The sequence below is a fragment of the Psychroserpens sp. genome (assembly GCF_036960315.1).
GTDB lineage: Bacteria > Bacteroidota > Bacteroidia > Flavobacteriales > Flavobacteriaceae > Psychroserpens.
Genome location: NZ_JBALVR010000001.1, coordinates 98,962 through 119,793, shown reverse-complemented (window position 1 = coordinate 119,793; position 20,832 = coordinate 98,962). Strand labels below are relative to the sequence as shown.

Here is a 20,832-nt window from a genome sequence, read left to right as displayed (position 1 = left end):
TCGATATGTGCGGAATTGTCGGCTACATTGGACATAGAGAGGCTTACCCAATCATTATTAAAGGCCTAAAGCGCTTAGAATATAGAGGTTACGATAGTGCAGGAATCGCACTTTTTGATGGTAATGACATTAAATTATCTAAAACCAAAGGGAAAGTTGCTGACTTGGAAGCGATACTTGAAAAAGAAATTACAACAAGTGGTACTTTAGGAATTGGTCATACACGTTGGGCAACTCATGGTGTTCCAAATGATGTAAATTCTCATCCTCATTATTCAAATTCTGGCAATCTAGTTATCATCCATAATGGTATTATAGAAAACTACGAATCTCTAAAAAAAGAATTAATTAAAAGAGGCTACACTTTTAAATCAGATACAGATACCGAAGTCTTAGTTAATTTAATTGAAGACGTCAAAAAAAATGAAAACATAAAACTTGGTAAAGCCGTTCAGATTGCCTTAAACCAAGTTGTAGGTGCTTATGCCATTGCGGTATTTGATAAAAACAAGCCTAATGAAATAGTTGTTGCACGTTTGGGTAGCCCATTAGCAATTGGTATTGGAGAAGACGAATTCTTTGTTGCCAGTGATGCCTCCCCATTTATCGAGTACACCAAAAACGCAATTTATCTAGAAGATGAAGAGATGGCTGTTATACGTCGTCATAAAGGTGTAAAAATTAGAAAAATCAAGGATGATTCTCTTGTAGCTCCTTATGTCCAAGAACTTCAACTAAATCTTGAACAGATAGAAAAAGGAGGTTACGAACATTTCATGCTTAAAGAAATTTATGAGCAGCCTAGTGCTATTCTAGACACATTTAGAGGGAGACTTTTAACTGATAAAGCCATTATAAAAATGGCAGGTGTTGAGGATAATATGAAAAAATTCCTCAATGCTAATAGAATAATTATTGTTGCCTGTGGTACTTCGTGGCATGCTGGATTAGTCGCTGAATACATATTTGAAGATTTGACTCGTATTCCAGTTGAAGTAGAATATGCATCAGAATTTAGATATAGAAACCCAATTATTCACGAAAATGATGTGGTTATCGCTATTTCTCAATCTGGAGAAACAGCAGATACACTTGCGGCTATTAAATTAGCCAAGTCTAAAGGCGCTTTTGTCTTTGGGGTATGTAATGTGGTAGGCTCATCTATCGCAAGAGAAACACATGCTGGAGCTTATACACATGCTGGACCAGAGATTGGAGTTGCTTCTACAAAAGCATTTACAACTCAAATTACAGTATTAACTTTAATCGCGCTTCGTTTAGCTCGAGCAAAAGGCACAATATCAAGTTCAGACTTTAGACATCATTTAATTGAGTTGGAATTAATTCCAGATAAAGTTAAAAAAGCACTCGAGTCTGACGACTATGTAAAAACAGTAGCCGCCATTTATAAAGATGTCCATAATTTTTTATATTTAGGTAGGGGTTATAATTTCCCTGTTGCTCTTGAAGGTGCTTTGAAACTTAAAGAAATTTCATATATCCACGCCGAAGGTTATCCTGCCGCAGAAATGAAGCACGGACCTATAGCATTGATTGACGAAAATATGCCAATCGTAGTTATTGCTACAAAAAAAGGGCATTATGAAAAAGTGGTAAGTAATATACAAGAAATCAAGTCTCGTAAGGGTAAGATTATTGGAATCGTTACCGAAGGTGATGAGCAAGTTAAAGCACTTGCAGATCATGTTATTGAAGTTCCAGAAACAATTGAGTCTTTAACTCCTCTATTGACTACAATTCCTTTACAATTGTTATCGTATCACATCGCGTTAATGTTAGGAAAAAATGTAGACCAACCTCGTAATCTTGCAAAAGCAGTTACAGTGGAATAAAACCAAACCAAATTATCATTAAAAATAAGGCTGAAAATGTAATATATTCATTTTCAGCCTTATTTTTTATAAAAAACGCATATTTAGCCAGTTTTTTTTGTTAAAAACTATTATGCATGCATAATTTTTGTGTTTTTTTCCATTTCTGTATCATATAATTATTTATATTGCTTTACTAAATATAACTAATTCCCTAAAATGAAGACAATTTTAAAGATTATGATGCTGTTTTGTTGCGCATATACTTTTGCACAAACAACAGTTAAAGGTAAAGTTACAGACAATAATGGCATCCCTTTGCCTGGCGCAAACATTATTGTTGTAGGAACGACTTCAGGTACAATTTCAGATTTTGATGGAAACTATACCTTAACGATAGATCAAGCACCTCCATTTACTATTCAAGTAAGTAGTATTGGTTTTGAAACGGTTGACAAAGAAGTCACGACAAATCCTCAAACTATTGATGTTACATTAGCAGAAGGAACATCTCTTGATGAGATAGTAATTTCGGCTTCAAGAACACCAGAGCGTATTTTTGAGTCACCAGTTACTGTAGAGCGTTTTGGTATAAAAGATATCAAAAACACGGCATCTGCCGATTTTTATGATGGTTTAGAAAATCTAAAAGGTGTTGATGTTAACACAAACAGTTTAACGTTCAAATCTATTAATACAAGAGGTTTTGCAACTTTTGCAAATAATCGTTTTATGCAATTAGTAGATGGAATGGATAACGCTACACCAGCATTAAACTTCCCAATTGGAAATCTAGTTGGTATGATTGAAACTGATGTTCAAAGTGTTGAATTACTTCCTGGTGCGTCTTCCGCACTTTATGGAGCGAATGCCTTCAACGGTATTTTATTCATGAGAAGTAAAAACCCTTTTGATCATCAAGGAATTAGTGTCTCCTTAAAACAGGGTATTACTTCTCAAGAAGCTGCCGGAGATAATAATTATACAGATGTAGGAATCAGAATGGGTTACAAATTCTCAGAAAAATTTGCAGCAAAAGTGAATTTTGGTTATTTAAAAGGAACAGATTGGTATGCAGTAAATGAAGACGATAAAAACTCTGAAGGAGGAACAAGAGCTTCTAATTTAAATTATAACGGTGTTAACGTCTATGGTGATTTGGTAAGTGCAGACATAAAAAGTGTTGCAGTATTACTTGAATCTACTATTAATCCAGCAACAGGTAATCCTTTTTTGCCAGCAGGCGCTAATGCATTAGTACCTTCGGTTGATGTGAGTAGAATAGGGTATGATGAACGTGATTTAACGAACTATAAAGCAGAAAGCATTAAAGCAGATTGGGGGTTTTATTATAGACCTTGGGAAAATGATATAGAGTTTTCTTACGTTGGTAAAGTGGGTACAGGAACTACAATATATCAAGGTTTAAACAGGTATAATATTAATAACTTCTTCCAAGAACAACATAAATTAGAAATTAGAAGTGATAATTTTTTTGTGAGAGGTTATGTAGTTGCTGATAAGGCAGGAGACTCTTATGACATGGTGTTTACGGCTATTCAGATTTTAAACGATTGGAAAGCTCATTCTACTTATTTTGGAGAATATACAGGTGCTTATGTGCAAGCAACTCTTGGGGGTTTAACTGATGACCAAGCTCATGCAGCTGCAAGAACACAAGCAGAATCTGGTCGTTTTGAACCTGGAACACCAGAGTACAAAGCATCATTTAATAGAAGTATCAATGATCCTGATTTACTTACAGGTTCTAAATTTCAAGATGCCTCTAAATACTACCATGGAGATGCAAATTACAACTTTAGCCACTTAATTGATATTGCCGATATACAAGTTGGTGGTTCTTACAGACGATACAGTTTAAATTCTGGAGGCACCATCTATACTGATGGCGATGGTCCAATCGATTATTCAGAGTTTGGTGTTTACACTCAGGTTCAAAAGAGTTTAGAATTAAGCGAAAACATGGAGTTGAAATTAACAGGATCTGCACGTTATGATAAATCTGAGTTTTTTGATGGCTTTGTATCACCAAGAATATCAGCTGGGTTAACAGTTAATAGAAATCATAATATTAGAGCCTCAGTACAAACAGGATTTAGAAACCCAACAACTCAAGATTTATTTATTGGATTAGATTCTGGACAAGGATTTTTAGTTGGTTCCTCTCCAGATAATTTAGAACGATGGTCAAGAGATCTACCTGTAAGTGGTCCTGGTCAAGTATTAGGTCAACCAGCTACCATCACACAAACAGGTGCTGCTCCTTATACTAATTCGTATACTGGAAGTTCACTAGAAGAATTCGCTGCTACTGGAAATCCTGCTGTTTTAACAGTTGCTAATCCAGATTTAGTAAAACCTGAGCAAGTAACTTCAGCAGAAATAGGTTATAGAGGTAAACTCGATGGGTTAATTGTAGACTTAAGTGTATACTACAACAGCTATAAAGATTTTATTTCTCAAGAGCGTGTTGCTTCTCCTTTATATGGTACTGCTGGCGATGGATCATTATCCGTTGCAGCAATTGTAAATGGAGATTTTCAAGGTTATAGTGCATACACAAATGCTGAAGCCGAAGTTAACTCCTTTGGTGGTTCTATTGGACTATCAACTAAAGTATTCCAAGATTTTGATTTAAGCGGAAGTTACACCTTTACCAGATTGGATTTCGATCAAAATAAGTTTCCAAATTTTGTGACGAACTTTAATACGCCTGAGCATAAGTTTAAAGCTTCATTCGGTAATACTGATTTATTCAAAAACTTTGGATTTAATATTTCTTACAGATTTAGCGATGATTATTTCTGGGAGGCAACTTTTGGAGATGGTCTTGTACCAGAGTTTCATGTTGTTGATGCACAAATAAACTTAAGAGTTCCTTCATTAAAATCAGCTTTTAAAGTTGGGGCAACAAATCTTTTAGGAGATGAGTACTTTACTGCTTTTGGTACAGGTCTTATTGGATCACAATACTATGTGTCTTGGACAATTAATAACTTATAAAAATTACGATAATGAAAACTATAAAATATATATTACTGTCGGCCATCCTTATTGGATTTACAGCTTGTAATGACGAGGAAGATTTCGACAGGTCTGAAGCAGAAGTCGTACTTCCTGAATTAACAGTTGGATCACTTGATTTATCCAACTATGTTGCAGTAGGAGCTTCTTTTACTGCTGGTTTTACAGACAATGCATTATTCATTGCTGCTCAAGAAAATTCGTTTCCTAATCAACTTGCAACTCAATTTGCAAAAGCTGGAAGCGGAAGTTTCTCACAACCTTTAATGAGTGATAATACTGGAGGGTTACTATTTAATGGTATGCCTGCTCCTGATGGAAGTTTTGGACCAAGATTATTTTTAAATGACGCTGGACCTGCTGTTTTACCTGGTATGTCAACAACAGAAGCTACTAATAACTTAGGTGGAACCTTTAATAATGTAGGTGTCCCTGGAGCTAAAAGTTTTCATGTCCCTTTTGAAGGCTATGGTGCACTAAATCCTTATTTTGGACGTATGGCATCTTCTCCTACAGCATCTATGCTAGGAGATGCTTTAGCACAAAGCCCTACCTTTTTTACATTATCAGAAATTGGAGGTAATGATGTTTTGGGTTATGCGACTTCTGGTGGAATTGGTGTGGACCAAACAGGTAATATAAACCCATTGACTTATGGTAATAACGATATTACAGATCCAAATGTTTTCGCCCAATCATTTACTGTAATGGTTACCGCATTAACTGCAAATGGAGCTAAAGGTGTTGTAACCACAGTACCAGATATTACAAGCTTATCTCATTTTACTACTGTACCTCACGATCCATTTGATCCAAATAATCCAACTACTGGACCAGCACTTGTGGCTCAAATACCAACATTAAATCAAATATATGGTGCATTAAACCAAATATTTGCAGTAGTAGATCCATCACGTATTATTACATTTTCTACAACGGAAACTAATCCTGCAGTAATGAAGGACGAAAACTTAGCTGATTTATCTGCTGTCATAGCAGGAACTTTAGGCCCAGATCCTGCTTTTGCTGCGTTTATTGGACAGTTTGGATTACCACCTCAAGCCGCTCCATTAGTTGCTGGTTTTTTAGGAGCTACATATGGACAAGCAAGACAAACGACTGAAAATGATTTATTGGTTTTACCAAGTAGCTCTATTTTAGGACAAGTAAATGAAGATGTAGCGACAGCATTAGCTGCATTATTACCACCTGCAGTAGCTGGTCAATTTTCAGTTGAGGGTATTACATTGCCTTTAGAAGACAAGTGGGTATTAACACCTCAAGAACAAGCATCTATAGCTGCAGCCACTGCTGCTTATAATTCAACAATTCAAACTGTAGCAGACGCAAATCCAGATGTTGCTGTTGCAGATTTAAGAGCCGTTCTAGAACAAGCAGCAACTACTGGATACCCTTATGATGACTATACAATGACTACTGATTTAGTTTTTGGTGGTTTGGTAAGTCTTGATGGTGTGCATTTAACAGCAAGAGGTTATGGATTAATGGCTAGAGAATTTTTAGTAGCAATGGATGCTGCTTTTGGATCTAATTTTATAGCGTCTGGTAGTACACCTGCAGCTGGTCCTTTACCAACTAATTACGGACCAACATTATAATAAAACAATATAGAATACCATATAAAAAACATCCTCAGTTTGAGGGTGTTTTTTTATGCACAAAAAAGCATCAAAATTTACTTTAGTTTTCAATTAAAAACATATATCTTTGCAGCGCGAAAAACGAATGTTTTTCAATTGAAATATCTAAACATTAAACACATAAGTAATGTCAAAAGTTACAGGTAAAGTTGCACAAATAGTAGGTCCAGTTATCGATGTTGAATTCGGAGCTGGTGCTGAACTTCCAAAAATCTACGATTCTTTAGAAATTAAAAAAGCAGATGGGTCGCTTTTAGTACTAGAAGTACAATCTCACATTGGTGAAGATACTGTACGTACAATCGCTATGGATTCTTCTGATGGTTTAAGTAGAGGAACTGAAGTTCTTTCAACTGGTGCTCCTATCCAAATGCCAATTGGTGGAGATATCTACGGACGTCTTTTCAATGTAATTGGAGATGCAATTGATGGTATTGGAGATTTACCTAAAGCTGGAGATGCTGGTTTACCAATTCACAGACAAGCACCGAGATTTGAAGATTTATCGACATCTACTGAAGTTTTATTTACTGGTATTAAAGTCATCGATTTAATTGAGCCTTATGCAAAAGGTGGTAAGATTGGTTTATTTGGTGGTGCTGGAGTAGGTAAAACAGTATTAATTCAAGAGTTGATTAACAACATTGCAAAAGGACACGGTGGACTTTCTGTATTTGCTGGTGTAGGTGAACGTACTCGTGAAGGGAACGATTTACTTCGTGAAATGTTAGAATCAGGAATTATCAAATATGGTGATGACTTCATGCACTCTATGGAAGAAGGCGGATGGGATTTATCTAAGGTTGATAAAGTTGCGATGAAAGAATCTAAAGCAACTTTCGTTTTTGGACAAATGAATGAGCCTCCTGGAGCTCGTGCTCGTGTAGCGCTTTCAGGATTAACTATAGCAGAATATTTCCGTGATGGAGCTGGTGATGGACAAGGAAAAGATGTTCTTTTCTTCGTAGATAACATCTTCCGTTTTACACAAGCTGGATCTGAGGTATCTGCACTATTAGGTCGTATGCCTTCTGCGGTAGGTTACCAACCAACATTAGCAACCGAAATGGGTGCGATGCAAGAACGTATTACGTCAACTAAAAAAGGATCTATTACATCTGTACAAGCGGTTTATGTACCTGCAGATGATTTAACCGATCCTGCTCCTGCAACAACCTTTGCTCACTTAGATGCAACAACAGTATTATCTCGTAAAATTGCCGAGTTAGGTATTTATCCTGCGGTAGATCCATTAGATTCTACATCTCGTATTTTAACGGCTGATATCTTAGGTGATGAACATTATGACTGTGCTCAGAACGTAAAAGAATTATTACAACGTTATAAAGAGTTACAAGATATTATTGCCATCTTAGGGATGGAAGAATTATCTGAAGAAGATAAAATGGCTGTAGGTAGAGCAAGACGTGTACAACGTTTCTTATCTCAACCATTCCATGTTGCTGAGCAATTTACAGGACTTAAAGGTGTTTTAGTTGATATTAAAGAAACGATTAAAGGATTTAACATGATTATGGATGGTGAATTAGATCACTTACCAGAAGCAGCATTTAACCTTAAAGGAACTATCGAAGAAGCTATCGAAGCTGGAGACAAAATGTTAGCAGAAGTTTAATCTAAAATTACAGAGACATGCATTTAGAAATTGTATCACCAGAAGCTACCTTATTTAGCGGAGAAGTAACTAGCGTTACTGTTCCAGGTGTTATGGGTGAATTTGAAATGTTAAACAATCACGCACCTATCATCTCTTTATTAAAAGAAGGTAATGTTAAAATTAATGGTGACATTAGCTTAGAAGAAGAGGTTGAATCATTATTCAACAAAACTGATAAAGGATTTTGGTTGCCAATCACTTCTGGAACCATTGAAATGAAAGATAATAAAGTAATCGTATTAGCCGACTAAGACATTATTTTATTTATAGATAATAAAAAACACCAAACAATTTAGTTTGGTGTTTTTTTGTTTTTAATCCTGATATAAAACATCTGCTACATGCCGCTTAATCCAGCGACAACATCAGAATATAATTCTGATTGGAAACCATTAACAACAGCCATAATCGTTTTAACGAAAAAAGCTGCAAATAATACCAATAGAAAAAATGCAGTGATATCTAAAGCCCTTAAAAACTGGAAATTTTTGTTCTTTGCTTCCATTTTTAGTTGAGTGAGTTGGTTAGTATTACTCCCAATATACTGAATTATTTTAACACATCCTTAACTTTTGTAATATTATTCTATTGATTCTCAAATATTTACAGATTTAGTTCTGCTTTTAATTCCTGAAACATCGCCATAATGCTACTTAGTTCTAACTCATTTCATCATATGCTTTTGTATTGATACAACAGGCAAACTCCGTAAGATCTATGATGTATTCTTTAGATAATAAATAGGTCGGATTGCCTTATTATTTGCTTTTAATAACTAGACAAGTTTCTAAAAATAGTATTACATCCGCTAGGCTAAACTTTCCTAATCACATTGGTAACAATGCTCAAAATCATAAAGCTACTGTCCTAACTGATTATTCTTCCTTAGTCTCTCCAAACCATTTGGCAATGACATTTTCGGCAGGTTTAAAACGTGGCGAAAAATCCATACTTTCTTTGGCATTCTCCTTTGATGAATTAACATCCCATTGCCAAAAATAACAGCCAGCAAACCATTCTTTATCCCATAATGATTCAAACATAGCCTCATACGCTAATTGTTGTGTTTTATCTGATTTTTTATTGAAGAAGATATTAGAAATTGAATTCCATTCCCATGGTTTTATTGTAGTGGAAGCATCACTTCTGTAACCAATTTCAGTGAATAGAATAGGTTTGTTATATTGTTTTGAAAATGCTTTTAGTTTTTCAATATGGTTTTGCCAACCTTTTTTAATAGCCTGTTTATTGGGATTCTTTTCTGGTGTTAACGGAAAATATGCCTGAACACCTATATAATCTAATTCGCTCCAAAATTCAACCGTTTCAAATTCATTATTCCAATTAGCAGCATAGGTTAACTTTCCATTATATACGTTTCTAATTTCATGTATTAATTCAATCCATTTCTGTGATTGAACAGCAATAGATGACTCCAGTTCTGTTCCTATACAAAAAACAGTCACCTTAGTTTCAGTTGCCATTTTAGCATAATGCAAAATGTTAGTTCTATAGTTTTCAAACCAAATATTCCAATCTTTTTGAGATGACATATTTAAATTAGACCGCCATCCACTGGACAACCATAAATGTGGCTTTAACATCACTCTCAACCCTCTTTCTTGTAATGCGTCAATTGTATTTATAAACAATGAATCTCTTTTAGACCAGAATCCAATTCTTTTAGGCTTACTTAGATCAAATGATTGTTCATCTTTTTGATGTAAAAAAGGAATAACTGCAATCCACTCCGTATTGTTTTTAACTAACTCATCAATTGCTTTTTCTGGATCTTCGTTTTTCCTCCAACCAAAAACACTCATGCCTCTTTGCTTGTTATCAAAAGCATAACAATTAGTGGCTTGTTTGCTATTGTTTTCCGCAGAATAATCCCATTTATAATGATAAATTTCCGACGTATTAGTATTCAAAATAAATTTCAAACCAAACACTAAAATTGCAATTGGAATTACTGCCCTAAAAATAAAACGCGTAAAAGATGTAGTAAATCCTTTGCTTTTATAAACTCTAATAAAATATCGGATGAATAAAAATAGTGCATATAAAGTCACAAATATTATATGAATACCTATAATGACCTGCTTATAAGCCAATAAATCAAGTAATCGATTTAAAGCAAATTTAAAAGTCGCTCCATCATTGAGTATATTAATTAGAATCCACAAGATTATGATAATCCAAGTGGGTATATATACTTTAAAAGCGTTTATGAATTCTTTTCGTTTCAATATGAACTTTAATAACTAGACGAGGTTTTAAAAATAGTGTTACATTTCCCAAGCTAAACTTTCTTGATCACATTGGTAACAATGCCCCAAATTAAAAAGTTATTATCCGCTGTTATATTTACAATTGGGTAGTTTGGGTTTTCTGGTTGTAACCAAACTTCATCATCGCTCACACGTAAGCGTTTTACAGTAAACTCACCATCAAGAAAGCAAACCGCTATTTTATTATTTGTTGGCTCAAGGCTTCTATCAATAACCAGCAAATCATTATCCTCAAGCCCTGCTCCAATCATAGATTGTCCACTAACACGTGCATAAAATGTAGCTTCCTTGTTTTTAACGAGTTCTTCATCTAACGACAATCGTTCTTCGTTAAAATCGTCTGCTGGTGATGGAAAACCTGCGGAAATTCCTGTATCAAAAAATTGTGCTGCTGCACCTTCAATGGTTTCTGGTGTAAAGAAGCTTAAACTTCCAGATTCATTTGTTATCATTTTACTACTATAATATCGTTAATATTCGTGGCATATCTTGGCGATAATCGTTCTTGCAAATTAGGGTTAAAAACACGTCCGCAGGAAGCAAAGAAATTATTAAAATCTACAAGCATAAACATATGTGTGAATATACAACAAATGTTTGAATGTTGTGATCATTAAATGACAATGACTCTAAATATGTAGAACTTCTTATTGATTAATTATTATCGTCTTCTATATACTCTAATATATCTGCAGGCTGGCAGTCTAAAGCGTCGCAAATGGCTTCTAAGGTAGAAAACCGAATGGCTTTGGCTTTACCAGATTTTAGAATAGAGAGATTTGCTGTGGTAATACCAATAATCTCTGCCAAGTCTTTGCTTTTCATTTTTCGCTTAGCGAGCATCACATCAAGATTAACTACTATTGGCATAATTATATGGTTAAATCATTTTCTTCTTTAAGAACTCCGCCGTTTTTAATAAAATCGGAAAAAATAAATAAACCCATTCCTACTAATACGACTAAAAATGCCATAACTAAGTTGTTTATCAATTCACTTAATTCAAATTCACTCATAATAATAAGAACATAAACAATTCTGCAAATTGCAAAAATGATAAAAATTAAGCCTGCGCTTCTAAATTTAAACTCACTAACGCTATTAAAAAATCCCTCGTTAATAATATATTTTATGCCTTGTTGTATTTTAAAAGATCCGGTCACAATTATAACCAAAAGCCCCGTTAAGATTAGATTATTAAACGACCCTAAAACATAGTCGTCATAAGGTTTAGAATTGTATAAATCTGGAATTACAAGCATAATAATCTGGATCCCTATTAAGACGGTAGTCGATAGATTTATAAAAATTAGTAAGCGATATAATAATTTTACGTTCTTCATCTTTTTTTATTTATAAATAATGCAGATTTATTAGTAGTTATATGTAGATTCATTTACCCAATGAAATTTTCGATTGATGAGTTTAAAATCGGTTTCAAGTTTTCTATTAAAATGAATCTGAAGCGAATCGCCATCTAAAACACCATTTAGTTTTAATGCTTTCGGGTTATCAAAACTATATAAAAAATGTTGTGGAACAGAATCTGTTTCACGATTAAAAACAATTTCTTTTTGATTCGTATTAAACTCAAATTGATACCTATCTATAGAATCATTCATCTTCTTTATTACTGCCTTCTCCTTATAATTTACTATTAAATATCGCCATCTATAAGCATCTGATAGCAGTGGCGCTAAAGTATCACCATTCTTTATAAATAATTGAGATTCCCAAATTCCATAAAACTCTGATTTTGATTTTAACTGGTCTTTAATCTCAAATTGAACTAAACATTGAACAGCAATAATTAGAGTTAGCAAAATTACAGCGAAACCCTTACTTCCTGTTATTATTCTTTTTAAAGTTCTATGAATAGAGGGCACATAATAAACTGCTTTCTCTACGGCTTCATTTCTAAAAAACATATTAATCACACGATGTCTATCTGGCCATAATAAAACAAATGCCATCAAAACAAGATGCATCGAAAATAGTTTTACAGGAACATCATAAGTGAGATTCATCATAACGACATTAGTCATTACACCAATAACGATAAGGCTTCCTATCGTTAATGTTTTACGATAAAGGAGTAATACTCCTCCTAAAACTTCAGTAAAACCAATAAAAATATTATATGCCATAGAATGGCCCATGAAAGTCCATGCCAATCCCATAGGAGACATCTCACCAACAGGCTGTACCAATAGTTCTAAACTAGGATCTCCAAACTGACCATTAAATATTTTAGCGAAACCATAAAGAAGCATTCCAAAAAACAAGAATACCCTAACAACAACCTGAAGCCAGTAGAATAAAATAGGATAGGATGATCTCTTTCTATCTGCAATAGTCCAAATCACGCTTACAAGCAGCGCTAAAATTACATTTAATCCTAAACGAACATAGTCATAAGAGCGATCGCCACTTCCTGTACTGTGCATTTCGAAATTGGCTCCCCAATTGAGAATATTGCTGGCAAACCAACGTAAAAAGCTTTCAAATAATGGCGCTAAAAACAATAACAGAATGAATAAAGTCACATATGCGAAAACAAATCTAAAAACTGTTTTACTTATAAAACTCCAATTATTATTTTGTGCTTGAAAAAGATTCATCTTGAGTGGTTTTATTTTTAATAATTAAATGGTTAATTCGTTTTCTTGCTTTGTCTGCATTTTATTATCGTTTAACAATAACAAATATATAAAAATTATTGATAAACAATAATTTTTTATTAAAAAAGAGGTGTTTTTAATCCTCAAAATTACTCCGTATTCAATATTTCATTATCTATATTTGTAGCTATGGATGCAATAATAAGATATACTAGAAAGGTACCTTCTTGGAAAATGATAATTGGTATTGGTTTTCTATTAGCAAGTGTTTACGGGATCATATTTGTTAGCATACTAAATGGATTAGTTCTTTTTGTTATGTCATTTATATTAATGAAAACTGATGGTTCTGAAATTGATCTAGAATCAAAAACGTATCGAAAAACACATTCTTTTTTAGGTCTTAAAATTGGGAAATGGCAACCGTTGTCTCAAACAGAATATGTCTCAGTCTTTGCAACTACTGAAGATATTACAGTAAGAGCAATTTCTGCAGAAACAACGAATAGCAGAGATGTCATTTTACTCAATATTTTTTATGACAGAAACAAAAACTTCACAGCCTATGCTGCGACAAATTTAAAAGATGCTTTCGACGTTGCTTCTCATATTTCAGATGCTTTATTAATTGACCTTTTAGATGCCACAGAAAAAGGAAACTTTAAATGGGTTGATAAAGATATTTATAGAGAAAAAGGTGAAATCCTGTATATTGACTAACTTCTATCGATGCTTCCTAAAAAACTTCAAAATAAACTCAACACACGAAAGCAAGACAATGCTTTTAGACAATTAGGACAAACTAATGGTCTCGTCGATTTTTCGTCTAATGATTATTTGGGGTTCTCGCAATCAAAATCAATATTTAATCAAGCACATCAATATCTTCTCGACAACAATCTAGCCCAAAACGGAGCAACTGGTTCGCGTTTACTTTCAGGAAATCATAGTTTATATGAAAACGTTGAGCAGCAGATAAAGGATTTTCACAACGCAGAAAGCGCACTGATTTTTAACTCTGGTTATGATGCCAACTTAGGCTTTTTCTCATGCGTACCTCAACGAAACGACATTATTTTATACGACGAATTTTGCCACGCATCTATTAGAGATGGAATTTCAATGAGTAACGCCAAATCCTTTAAGTTTAAGCATAACGACTTAACTCATTTAGAAGAGATACTGAATCAAGTTCAGCATGACAACGACATATACATCGTCACAGAATCTGTCTTTTCAATGGATGGTGATTCACCAGATTTGAAAGCGCTTACCAAATTATCAAAACACCATCATACGCATCTTATTATTGATGAAGCACATGCCTTTGGTGTCTTTGGAAAGCTTGGTAACGGACTCATAAGCGACCTACAACTTGAAGATTCGGTTTTTGCAAGGATTATCACCTTCGGAAAAGCATTGGGTTGTCATGGTGCTACAGTTTTAGGAAGTAAAGATCTTAGAGACTATCTTATTAATTTTTCTAGACCATTTATTTACACAACGGCATTGCCTCCTCATTCGTTAGCCACTATAAAAGCCTCATATGATGAGATCCAGAAACAAGCTCAGCAAGACATAGTTAATCTTCAACAAAACATTATAGTCTTTAAATCAGAATTAAAACGATTACACCTTCAGCAACTATTTATCGATAGTAATTCTGCGATACATTGTTGTATGATAACCGGAAATGATACTGTCAAACAGATTTCCGAAGCACTAAAATATAATGGTTTTGATGTTAGACCCATCCTCTCTCCTACTGTTCCGAAGGAAAAAGAACGCTTGCGGTTTTGCATTCATAGTTATAATTCTCAACACGAGATAACGAAAGTCTTACAGTTACTTGCTACTTTTGTTTAAAATCAATTCATTATTATGATAGATAACTACACGATACTTACAACGTTTCCTTATTCAACAGAGGCACAAATCACAAAGTCTAAACTCGAAGCAGAAGGCATTTCAGTTATGTTATTAGACGAAAAAACTATTGATTCTGATCCTTTGATAAGTCAGGCTATTGGAGGCGTAAAACTTTTAGTAGCAAACGATGATTTTGAAAAGGCATTAAACATCTATAACGAAATAAGACCCTATGAAGTTGATACAAATGGAAACCCAATACAGTGTCCGTCTTGTAATTCTAATCATATTTTGATTGCGCCTTTAGAACGCAAGAATCTATTTTATATGCTGTTTCCGTTTTTTGAAAAGACAAAACACATTTGTAACGATTGTAAAACAATTTTTTAAATGAACACATATTTCATCACAGGAATTGGTACAGATGTAGGAAAAACTGTTGCAGCCGCAATCGTTACTGAAGCTTTAGAAGCCGACTATTGGAAACCTATTCAAGCTGGAGATTTAGACCATTGTGATACTAAAAAAGTCAAACGTTTAGTCTCAAATACAAACTCCAAATTCCATGATAATAGTTATGCGTTGAACACTCCAATGAGTCCGCATGCAGCTGCAGATATTGATGGAGTTATTATAGATATAAAAAAAATAAAAAAACCAAATACTCAAAACCACTTAGTGATTGAAGCCGCTGGAGGTTTATTGGTTCCTATCAATACTAAGAACACAATTTTAGACCTCATCCAACCAAATTATAAAGTGATTGTGGTATCAAGACATTACTTAGGCAGTATCAATCATTCCCTATTAACCATTAATTTGCTGAAAGAGAAAGGATTTGTTGTCTCTGTCATTTTCAGTGGAAATGAGCATAAAACCACTGAAGACATCATTAAAAAAATGACTAATATTAATGTGATTGGCCGTATAGACGAAGAACCTTATTTTGATAACAATGTCATCAAAGAATATGCTGGTATTTTTAGAAACCATTTAATCTAGTCGTCACCCTGAACTTGTTTCAGGGTCACATAAAGTTGTGAAAAAAAGTTATGTTTACATATTATCAAACCCATATAGAACAACCTTTTATATTGGTGTTACAGCTAATCTTCATAATAGGTTAGGAGAACATTACGATGAAACAGCTTCAAAATTCACTAAAAAATATAATGTTAAGGATTTAATATACTTAGAAACATTGAACTACTAATAAATAATGAGATGCTGAAACAAGTTCAGCATGACGAAAAAAATGACACTAAAAGAAAGAGATAAAAAACACCTTTGGCATCCATTAACGCAACACAAAACACACCCAGAAACGATTGCTATTGTAAAAGCTAAAGGATGTGTGCTAACAGACGAAGATGGTAACGAATATATAGACGCCATCGCCTCGTGGTATACCTGTATGTATGGACATTGCAATGACGATATAACTAGTCGGGTTTATGAGCAAATGCAACAATTAGATCAGGTTGTGTTTTCCGGATTTACACATGAACCAGCCGTTAAACTTTCCGAAGCAATAATTGAGATCCTTCCCAAAAATCAAAACAAAATATTCTTTAGTGATAATGGCTCAACTAGTGTCGAAATAGGTATTAAAATGGCGCTGCAGTATCATTTTAATAAAGGGGATAAACGCAATACTTTAATTGCTTTTGAAGATGGTTTTCATGGTGACACGTTTGGAGCTATGAGTGTTTCTGGATTATCGGTTTACAATGGTCCGTTTGAGGATTTCTTTATGGATGTTAAACGCATTCCGACGCCTAATGGCAAAAATAACGATGCTATTTTAAATCAACTAAAAGACATTGTCTCACAAGATAAAGTGGCAGGTTTTGTCTACGAACCATTAGTACAGGGAGCGGCAGCAATGAAAATGCACACTGCTGAAGGCTTAGACATGATTCTAAAATTCTGCAAAGCCAATAATATCATAACGGTTGCAGATGAAGTCATGACCGGTTTTGGTAAAACAGGACACTATTTTGCTTCAGATTATGTAGACACTAAACCAGATATCATGTGTTTGAGTAAAGCATTAACAGCAGGTCTATTGCCCATGGCGATTACAAGCTGTTCACAAGATGTTTACGATGCTTTTTATAGTGACGAGATGAGCAAAGGCTTATTTCATGGTCATACTTATTCTGGAAACCCATTGGCTTGCACAGCGGCTTTAGCCGGCATTGAATTATTGAAATCGGAAGAGATTCAAAGCAATATCAAACGTATTATTAATTCTCATCAAAAGTTTGGAGCGCGCATCAAAACCCATCCTAAGGTTTTATCGATACGACAAACCGGAATCATTTTCGCTTTAGATTTAAATATTGAAATGGAACGCTACGGAAATTTGCGTGATAAACTATTTCATTTCTTTATGAAAAATGGTGTGTGCTTAAGACCTTTAGGAAACACGGTTTATATTTTAGCGCCTTATGTGATTACTGATACCCAATTACAAAAAGTGTATCAGGTTATTGAGGATGCTTTAGAAATAGTTTAGCTTTGCCATTATAAAATTTGACACTTGCATCAACCCATTTCCATAACTGCCATTTCATCTATTTCACCTTTAGGTTCAAATCCTAAAGACATATGGAAAAGCTATAAAAACGACCATCATTTTTTTACTGAAAAGCATAGTGCTCTAGTTGCCGAACTATCTTCAGAATTAAAAAAAGAGATCGATAGTTTAAGGCAATCCAATTCAAAATATAAAGGCTTAGATAATTCTGTATTATATGCTATTTATGCTTCAAGACAAGCCATAAAAACTGCAAAATGGGATGCTTCTGATAATTTCGGAATCAACATTGGCTCATCTAGAGGAGCAACCGAACTATTTGAAAACTATCATCAGGAATTTCTTAGGAATAAAAAAGCTGATACTTTAACATCTCCAACAACAACACTAGGAAACATATCCTCTTGGGTAGCTCACGATTTACAAACCAAAGGTCCTGAAATCTCACACTCTATCACCTGCTCTACAGCTTTACATGCTATGCTTAATGGCATTGCTTGGATTAACTCTGGTATGTGTAATCAATTTTTAGTTGGCGGAAGTGAAGCACCATTAACACCATTTACTATTGCCCAAATGCAAGCCTTGAAGATCTACGCAAGTGCTAAAGACGTCAATTATCCAAACCAAGCCCTAAACCAAAGCAAAACTGAAAACACCATGATTCTTGGGGAAGGCGCAGCTATGGCTTGTTTAGAATCTGGAGAGACCTCAAATGCTTTAGCCAAAATTATCGGCATTGGCTATGCTACTGAAATTTTAGAACACAACGCTTCGTTATCAACTAACGCCATTTGTTTTCAACGTTCTATGAAAATGGCTTTAGGAAATCTAAACCCAGAAGACATCGATGTTATCGTCACTCATACACCGGGAACAATTAAAGGTGATCAAGCCGAATTAAATGCGATTAATACGATTTTTTGTAACAAAACTCCTTCATTAACTACTAATAAGTGGAAGATAGGTCACAGCCTTGGTGCTTCCGGACTTTTAAATATTGAAATGGCCATTATGATGTTGCAACATCAGGAGTTTATTTCAATACCTTACCTAAAAACCCAAACACCTAAACACATCAAAAATGTCCTAGTAAATGCCGTCGGATTTGGTGGAAATGCAGTATCTATTTTACTTTCAAAATAACATTTATTATATCTTGTAAGACAGGTTTAATGGTCTTATATTTCAGTATTAATTTTTAACACTTCTCAACTATGGAATGGTTTTCAGCTTTAGATGGATTCTCTCAATTCTTTTGGATTATTGCGCTTACGGGCTCATTGATTTTCGTTTTTGTAATCATCACAACCTTTATGGGAATGGATGGTGGAGATGACTTTGATGGTGTAGATTCTGAAATGGATGGCGATGCAGGAATCGGATTCCAATTTATAACGTTCAAAAATCTTGTGGGCTTCTTTACCATTTTTGGATGGATAGGCATCGCATGTATCAATTCGGGCTTTTCAAAACCTGTAAGTGTTATCGTTGCTTTAGGTTGCGGACTCCTAATGATGAGTATCATGGCTGCCATGTTTTATGGGATGCAAAAATTATCAGATAGTGGAACATTAAACTATAAAAATGCGATTGATGCGATTGGAGAAGTATACCTTACCATTGGGGCAAATCGTACTAAAATGGGAAAAGTAAGTGTAAGAGTTCAAGGAACTTTAAGAGAACTTGAAGCACTTTCAGATTCACTTTCAGAATTAAAATCAGGTACCATCATTCAAGTGGTAGATGTGACCACTAATGGTATATTAATCGTAGAACAAACAAAAAAACCAATAGAACCAATTAAAACAGAAACATATGAACTACCTAGTAACACAAAGTAATTTTGATTTAGGCTTTCCTATTGCAGCAATTGTTGCAATACTTTTTGTCTTTGTCTTTCTAATCATTCTTATAAAACGCTATAAGCGTTGCCCTTCAGATCGTATTTTAGTAGTCTACGGAAAAGTAGGTGGAGGTCAATCGGCGAAATGTATTCATGGTGGAGCAGCCTTTATTGTTCCTGTTTTCCAGGATTATGAATTCTTAGACTTAACACCAATCTCTATTGAAGTTAATCTAGTAAATGCCCTTTCTAAACAAAATATTCGTGTCAATGTACCATCACGATTTACGATTGGTATCTCTACAGAGCCTGGTGTCATGCAAAATGCTGCCGAACGTTTATTAGGCTTAGGTCAAAATGAAATTCAAGAATTAGCTCAAGAAATTATTTTCGGACAATTACGTTTAGTAGTCGCTTCAATGGATATTGAAGAAATTAATAACGATCGTGATAAATTCTTAACCAACATTTCACAGAGTGTTGAAACCGAATTAAGAAAGGTAGGTCTCAAGTTAATCAACGTAAACATCACAGATATCGTCGATGAGTCCGGTTATATTGAAGCTTTAGGTAAAGAAGCTGCCGCACATGCTATTAATGCAGCACGTAAATCGGTTGCAGAGAAAACTAGAGATGGTTCTATTGGTGAAGCCAATGCAGTACAAGACGAAAGAACTCAGGTTGCTGCCGCAAACGCGCAAGCAGTAGAAGGTGAGAATACAGCAAAAATTGCAGTAGCAAATTCAGATTCGTTACGTCGTCAACGTGAAGCAGAAGCTGAACGTGTAGCGATTGCTTCAGAAAAAGTACAAACGGCAAAAGCATTAGAGGAATCTTATGCAGCAGAACAAAATGCGGAAGTTGCAAGAGCAGAGCGTGAACGTTCATCTCAAATGGCAGATATTATTGTTCCTGCTGAAATTGATAAACGTAAAGTTGAAATCGATGCAGAAGCAGAAGCAGAACGCATTAGAAGACGCGCAAAAGGTGAAGCCGATGCAATCTTATTTAAAGCACAAGCCGAAGCTCAAGGTCAATTTGAAATTTTGACCAAACAAGCTGCTGGTATGGAAAAAATCGTAAAAGCTGCGGGTAATAATAGTAGAGATGCGGTGTTATTATTAATTGCAGACAAACTACCTGAATTGGTGAAAATACAAGCCGATGCGATCAAGAATATCAAGATAGACAAAGTAACCGTTTGGGATAATGGTAGTAATAGTGCAGACGGTAAATCGTCAACTGCTAATTTCCTTTCAGGAATGTATAAATCTGTTCCACCATTACAAGAAATGTTTAATATGGCTGGTATGGATTTACCTGAGTACCTCAAAGGCAAAGACAAAATAGAGCCTGAAGACGCAAAAGTTCTTCCAAAGACAACCGAAGAAGACGAAAGTTAATAATTAAAAAATCCGCTACTCAGCGGATTTTTTTTGTTAGTCTG

20 protein-coding genes are annotated in these 20,832 nt (G+C 34.6%); 14 read left to right on the top strand and 6 right to left on the bottom strand.

The genetic code is table 11. The features are described 5' to 3' along the window. Positions 1-5 precede the first annotated feature (5 nt). The 5 genes from glmS to V7719_RS00530 all read left to right on the top strand — a co-directional run bounded on the left by glmS (position 6) and on the right by V7719_RS00530 (position 8,467). Positions 6-1,853, top strand: a complete 1,848-nt coding sequence (gene glmS, locus V7719_RS00550; protein ID WP_335727901.1) for a glutamine--fructose-6-phosphate transaminase (isomerizing) — start codon at positions 6-8, stop codon at positions 1,851-1,853. A 198-nt stretch (positions 1,854-2,051) separates the two neighbouring features. Continuing rightward, a complete protein-coding gene (locus V7719_RS00545; RefSeq protein WP_335727900.1) occupies positions 2,052-4,856 on the top strand; it encodes a TonB-dependent receptor in 2,805 nt (934 codons plus the stop codon). An 11-nt stretch (positions 4,857-4,867) separates the two neighbouring features. Beyond that, complete coding sequence (locus V7719_RS00540; protein WP_335727899.1) at positions 4,868-6,496, top strand: G-D-S-L family lipolytic protein; 1,629 nt, start codon at positions 4,868-4,870, stop codon at positions 6,494-6,496. A 169-nt stretch (positions 6,497-6,665) separates the two neighbouring features. After that, positions 6,666-8,174, top strand: a complete 1,509-nt coding sequence (gene atpD / locus V7719_RS00535; protein WP_335727898.1) for a F0F1 ATP synthase subunit beta — start codon at positions 6,666-6,668, stop codon at positions 8,172-8,174. A 17-nt stretch (positions 8,175-8,191) separates the two neighbouring features. Then, positions 8,192-8,467, top strand: a complete 276-nt coding sequence (locus V7719_RS00530) for a F0F1 ATP synthase subunit epsilon (RefSeq protein ID WP_335727897.1) — start codon at positions 8,192-8,194, stop codon at positions 8,465-8,467. A gap of 86 nt (positions 8,468-8,553) precedes the next feature. Here the strand turns inward: V7719_RS00530 and V7719_RS00525 are convergent, their stop codons facing one another. The 6 genes from V7719_RS00525 to V7719_RS00500 form a co-directional block, all read right to left on the bottom strand. Then, entirely contained in the window at positions 8,554-8,721 is a 168-nt protein-coding gene (locus tag V7719_RS00525) for a hypothetical protein (protein WP_335727896.1), read from the bottom strand. 370 nt (positions 8,722-9,091) lie between these two features. Further along, a complete protein-coding gene (locus tag V7719_RS00520) occupies positions 9,092-10,465 on the bottom strand; it encodes a glycoside hydrolase family 113 (protein WP_335727895.1) in 1,374 nt (457 codons plus the stop codon). Positions 10,466-10,518: 53 nt separating this feature from the next. After that, on the bottom strand, positions 10,519-10,959 hold the full coding sequence (locus V7719_RS00515; RefSeq protein ID WP_335727894.1) for a LexA family protein: 441 nt from the start codon (positions 10,957-10,959) through the stop codon (positions 10,519-10,521). A gap of 202 nt (positions 10,960-11,161) precedes the next feature. Beyond that, positions 11,162-11,377: a helix-turn-helix domain-containing protein gene (locus V7719_RS00510; RefSeq protein ID WP_335727893.1), complete on the bottom strand. Its 216-nt coding sequence runs from the start codon at positions 11,375-11,377 to the stop codon at positions 11,162-11,164. A 2-nt stretch (positions 11,378-11,379) separates the two neighbouring features. Further along, on the bottom strand, positions 11,380-11,850 hold the full coding sequence (locus tag V7719_RS00505) for a hypothetical protein (protein WP_335727892.1): 471 nt from the start codon (positions 11,848-11,850) through the stop codon (positions 11,380-11,382). A 30-nt stretch (positions 11,851-11,880) separates the two neighbouring features. Then, positions 11,881-13,128 carry a hypothetical protein gene (locus V7719_RS00500; protein WP_335727891.1) on the bottom strand — a complete coding sequence of 416 codons (1,248 nt, stop codon included), beginning with the start codon at positions 13,126-13,128 and terminating at the stop codon, positions 11,881-11,883. A gap of 189 nt (positions 13,129-13,317) precedes the next feature. Here V7719_RS00500 and V7719_RS00495 point away from each other — a divergent pair, with 189 nt between their 5' ends. From V7719_RS00495 to V7719_RS00455, 9 genes are all read left to right on the top strand, one after another. Beyond that, a complete protein-coding gene (locus V7719_RS00495; protein WP_335727890.1) occupies positions 13,318-13,848 on the top strand; it encodes a hypothetical protein in 531 nt (176 codons plus the stop codon). A 9-nt stretch (positions 13,849-13,857) separates the two neighbouring features. Further along, positions 13,858-14,994: an aminotransferase class I/II-fold pyridoxal phosphate-dependent enzyme gene (locus V7719_RS00490; protein ID WP_335727889.1), complete on the top strand. Its 1,137-nt coding sequence runs from the start codon at positions 13,858-13,860 to the stop codon at positions 14,992-14,994. A gap of 15 nt (positions 14,995-15,009) precedes the next feature. After that, positions 15,010-15,387: a putative signal transducing protein gene (locus tag V7719_RS00485; protein ID WP_335727888.1), complete on the top strand. Its 378-nt coding sequence runs from the start codon at positions 15,010-15,012 to the stop codon at positions 15,385-15,387. Next, a complete protein-coding gene (gene bioD / locus V7719_RS00480; protein WP_335727887.1) occupies positions 15,388-15,999 on the top strand; it encodes a dethiobiotin synthase in 612 nt (203 codons plus the stop codon). Between the two features lie 37 nt (positions 16,000-16,036). Then, positions 16,037-16,210, top strand: a complete 174-nt coding sequence (locus V7719_RS00475) for a GIY-YIG nuclease family protein (RefSeq protein ID WP_335727886.1) — start codon at positions 16,037-16,039, stop codon at positions 16,208-16,210. Between the two features lie 42 nt (positions 16,211-16,252). Next, positions 16,253-17,518 (top strand): adenosylmethionine--8-amino-7-oxononanoate transaminase, encoded by a 1,266-nt coding sequence (gene bioA, locus V7719_RS00470; protein WP_335728501.1) that lies wholly within the window; start codon positions 16,253-16,255, stop codon positions 17,516-17,518. Positions 17,519-17,542: 24 nt separating this feature from the next. Beyond that, positions 17,543-18,685 carry a beta-ketoacyl synthase N-terminal-like domain-containing protein gene (locus tag V7719_RS00465; protein ID WP_335727885.1) on the top strand — a complete coding sequence of 381 codons (1,143 nt, stop codon included), beginning with the start codon at positions 17,543-17,545 and terminating at the stop codon, positions 18,683-18,685. A 71-nt stretch (positions 18,686-18,756) separates the two neighbouring features. Then, positions 18,757-19,383, top strand: coding sequence for a hypothetical protein (locus tag V7719_RS00460; RefSeq protein WP_335727884.1), 627 nt, complete (start codon positions 18,757-18,759; stop codon positions 19,381-19,383). Beyond that, positions 19,358-20,788: a flotillin family protein gene (locus V7719_RS00455; RefSeq protein ID WP_335727883.1), complete on the top strand. Its 1,431-nt coding sequence runs from the start codon at positions 19,358-19,360 to the stop codon at positions 20,786-20,788. The genes V7719_RS00460 and V7719_RS00455 overlap by 26 nt, the downstream gene beginning before the upstream one ends. Positions 20,789-20,832: the final 44 nt, after the last annotated feature.

Excerpts from the sequence above, each read along its gene's own strand:
- glmS (WP_335727901.1), top strand. The coding sequence starts at position 6 with ATGTGCGGAATTGTCGGCTACATTGGACATAGAGAGGCTTACCCAATC.
- V7719_RS00545 (WP_335727900.1), top strand. The coding sequence starts at position 2,052 with ATGAAGACAATTTTAAAGATTATGATGCTGTTTTGTTGCGCATATACT.
- V7719_RS00540 (WP_335727899.1), top strand. The coding sequence starts at position 4,868 with ATGAAAACTATAAAATATATATTACTGTCGGCCATCCTTATTGGATTT.
- atpD (WP_335727898.1), top strand. The coding sequence starts at position 6,666 with ATGTCAAAAGTTACAGGTAAAGTTGCACAAATAGTAGGTCCAGTTATC.
- V7719_RS00530 (WP_335727897.1), top strand. The coding sequence starts at position 8,192 with ATGCATTTAGAAATTGTATCACCAGAAGCTACCTTATTTAGCGGAGAA.
- V7719_RS00525 (WP_335727896.1), bottom strand. The coding sequence starts at position 8,721 with ATGGAAGCAAAGAACAAAAATTTCCAGTTTTTAAGGGCTTTAGATATC.
- V7719_RS00515 (WP_335727894.1), bottom strand. The coding sequence starts at position 10,959 with ATGATAACAAATGAATCTGGAAGTTTAAGCTTCTTTACACCAGAAACC.
- V7719_RS00510 (WP_335727893.1), bottom strand. The coding sequence starts at position 11,377 with ATGCCAATAGTAGTTAATCTTGATGTGATGCTCGCTAAGCGAAAAATG.
- V7719_RS00505 (WP_335727892.1), bottom strand. The coding sequence starts at position 11,850 with ATGAAGAACGTAAAATTATTATATCGCTTACTAATTTTTATAAATCTA.
- V7719_RS00500 (WP_335727891.1), bottom strand. The coding sequence starts at position 13,128 with ATGAATCTTTTTCAAGCACAAAATAATAATTGGAGTTTTATAAGTAAA.
- V7719_RS00495 (WP_335727890.1), top strand. The coding sequence starts at position 13,318 with ATGGATGCAATAATAAGATATACTAGAAAGGTACCTTCTTGGAAAATG.
- V7719_RS00490 (WP_335727889.1), top strand. The coding sequence starts at position 13,858 with ATGCTTCCTAAAAAACTTCAAAATAAACTCAACACACGAAAGCAAGAC.
- V7719_RS00485 (WP_335727888.1), top strand. The coding sequence starts at position 15,010 with ATGATAGATAACTACACGATACTTACAACGTTTCCTTATTCAACAGAG.
- bioD (WP_335727887.1), top strand. The coding sequence starts at position 15,388 with ATGAACACATATTTCATCACAGGAATTGGTACAGATGTAGGAAAAACT.
- bioA (WP_335728501.1), top strand. The coding sequence starts at position 16,253 with ATGACACTAAAAGAAAGAGATAAAAAACACCTTTGGCATCCATTAACG.
- V7719_RS00460 (WP_335727884.1), top strand. The coding sequence starts at position 18,757 with ATGGAATGGTTTTCAGCTTTAGATGGATTCTCTCAATTCTTTTGGATT.
- V7719_RS00455 (WP_335727883.1), top strand. The coding sequence starts at position 19,358 with ATGAACTACCTAGTAACACAAAGTAATTTTGATTTAGGCTTTCCTATT.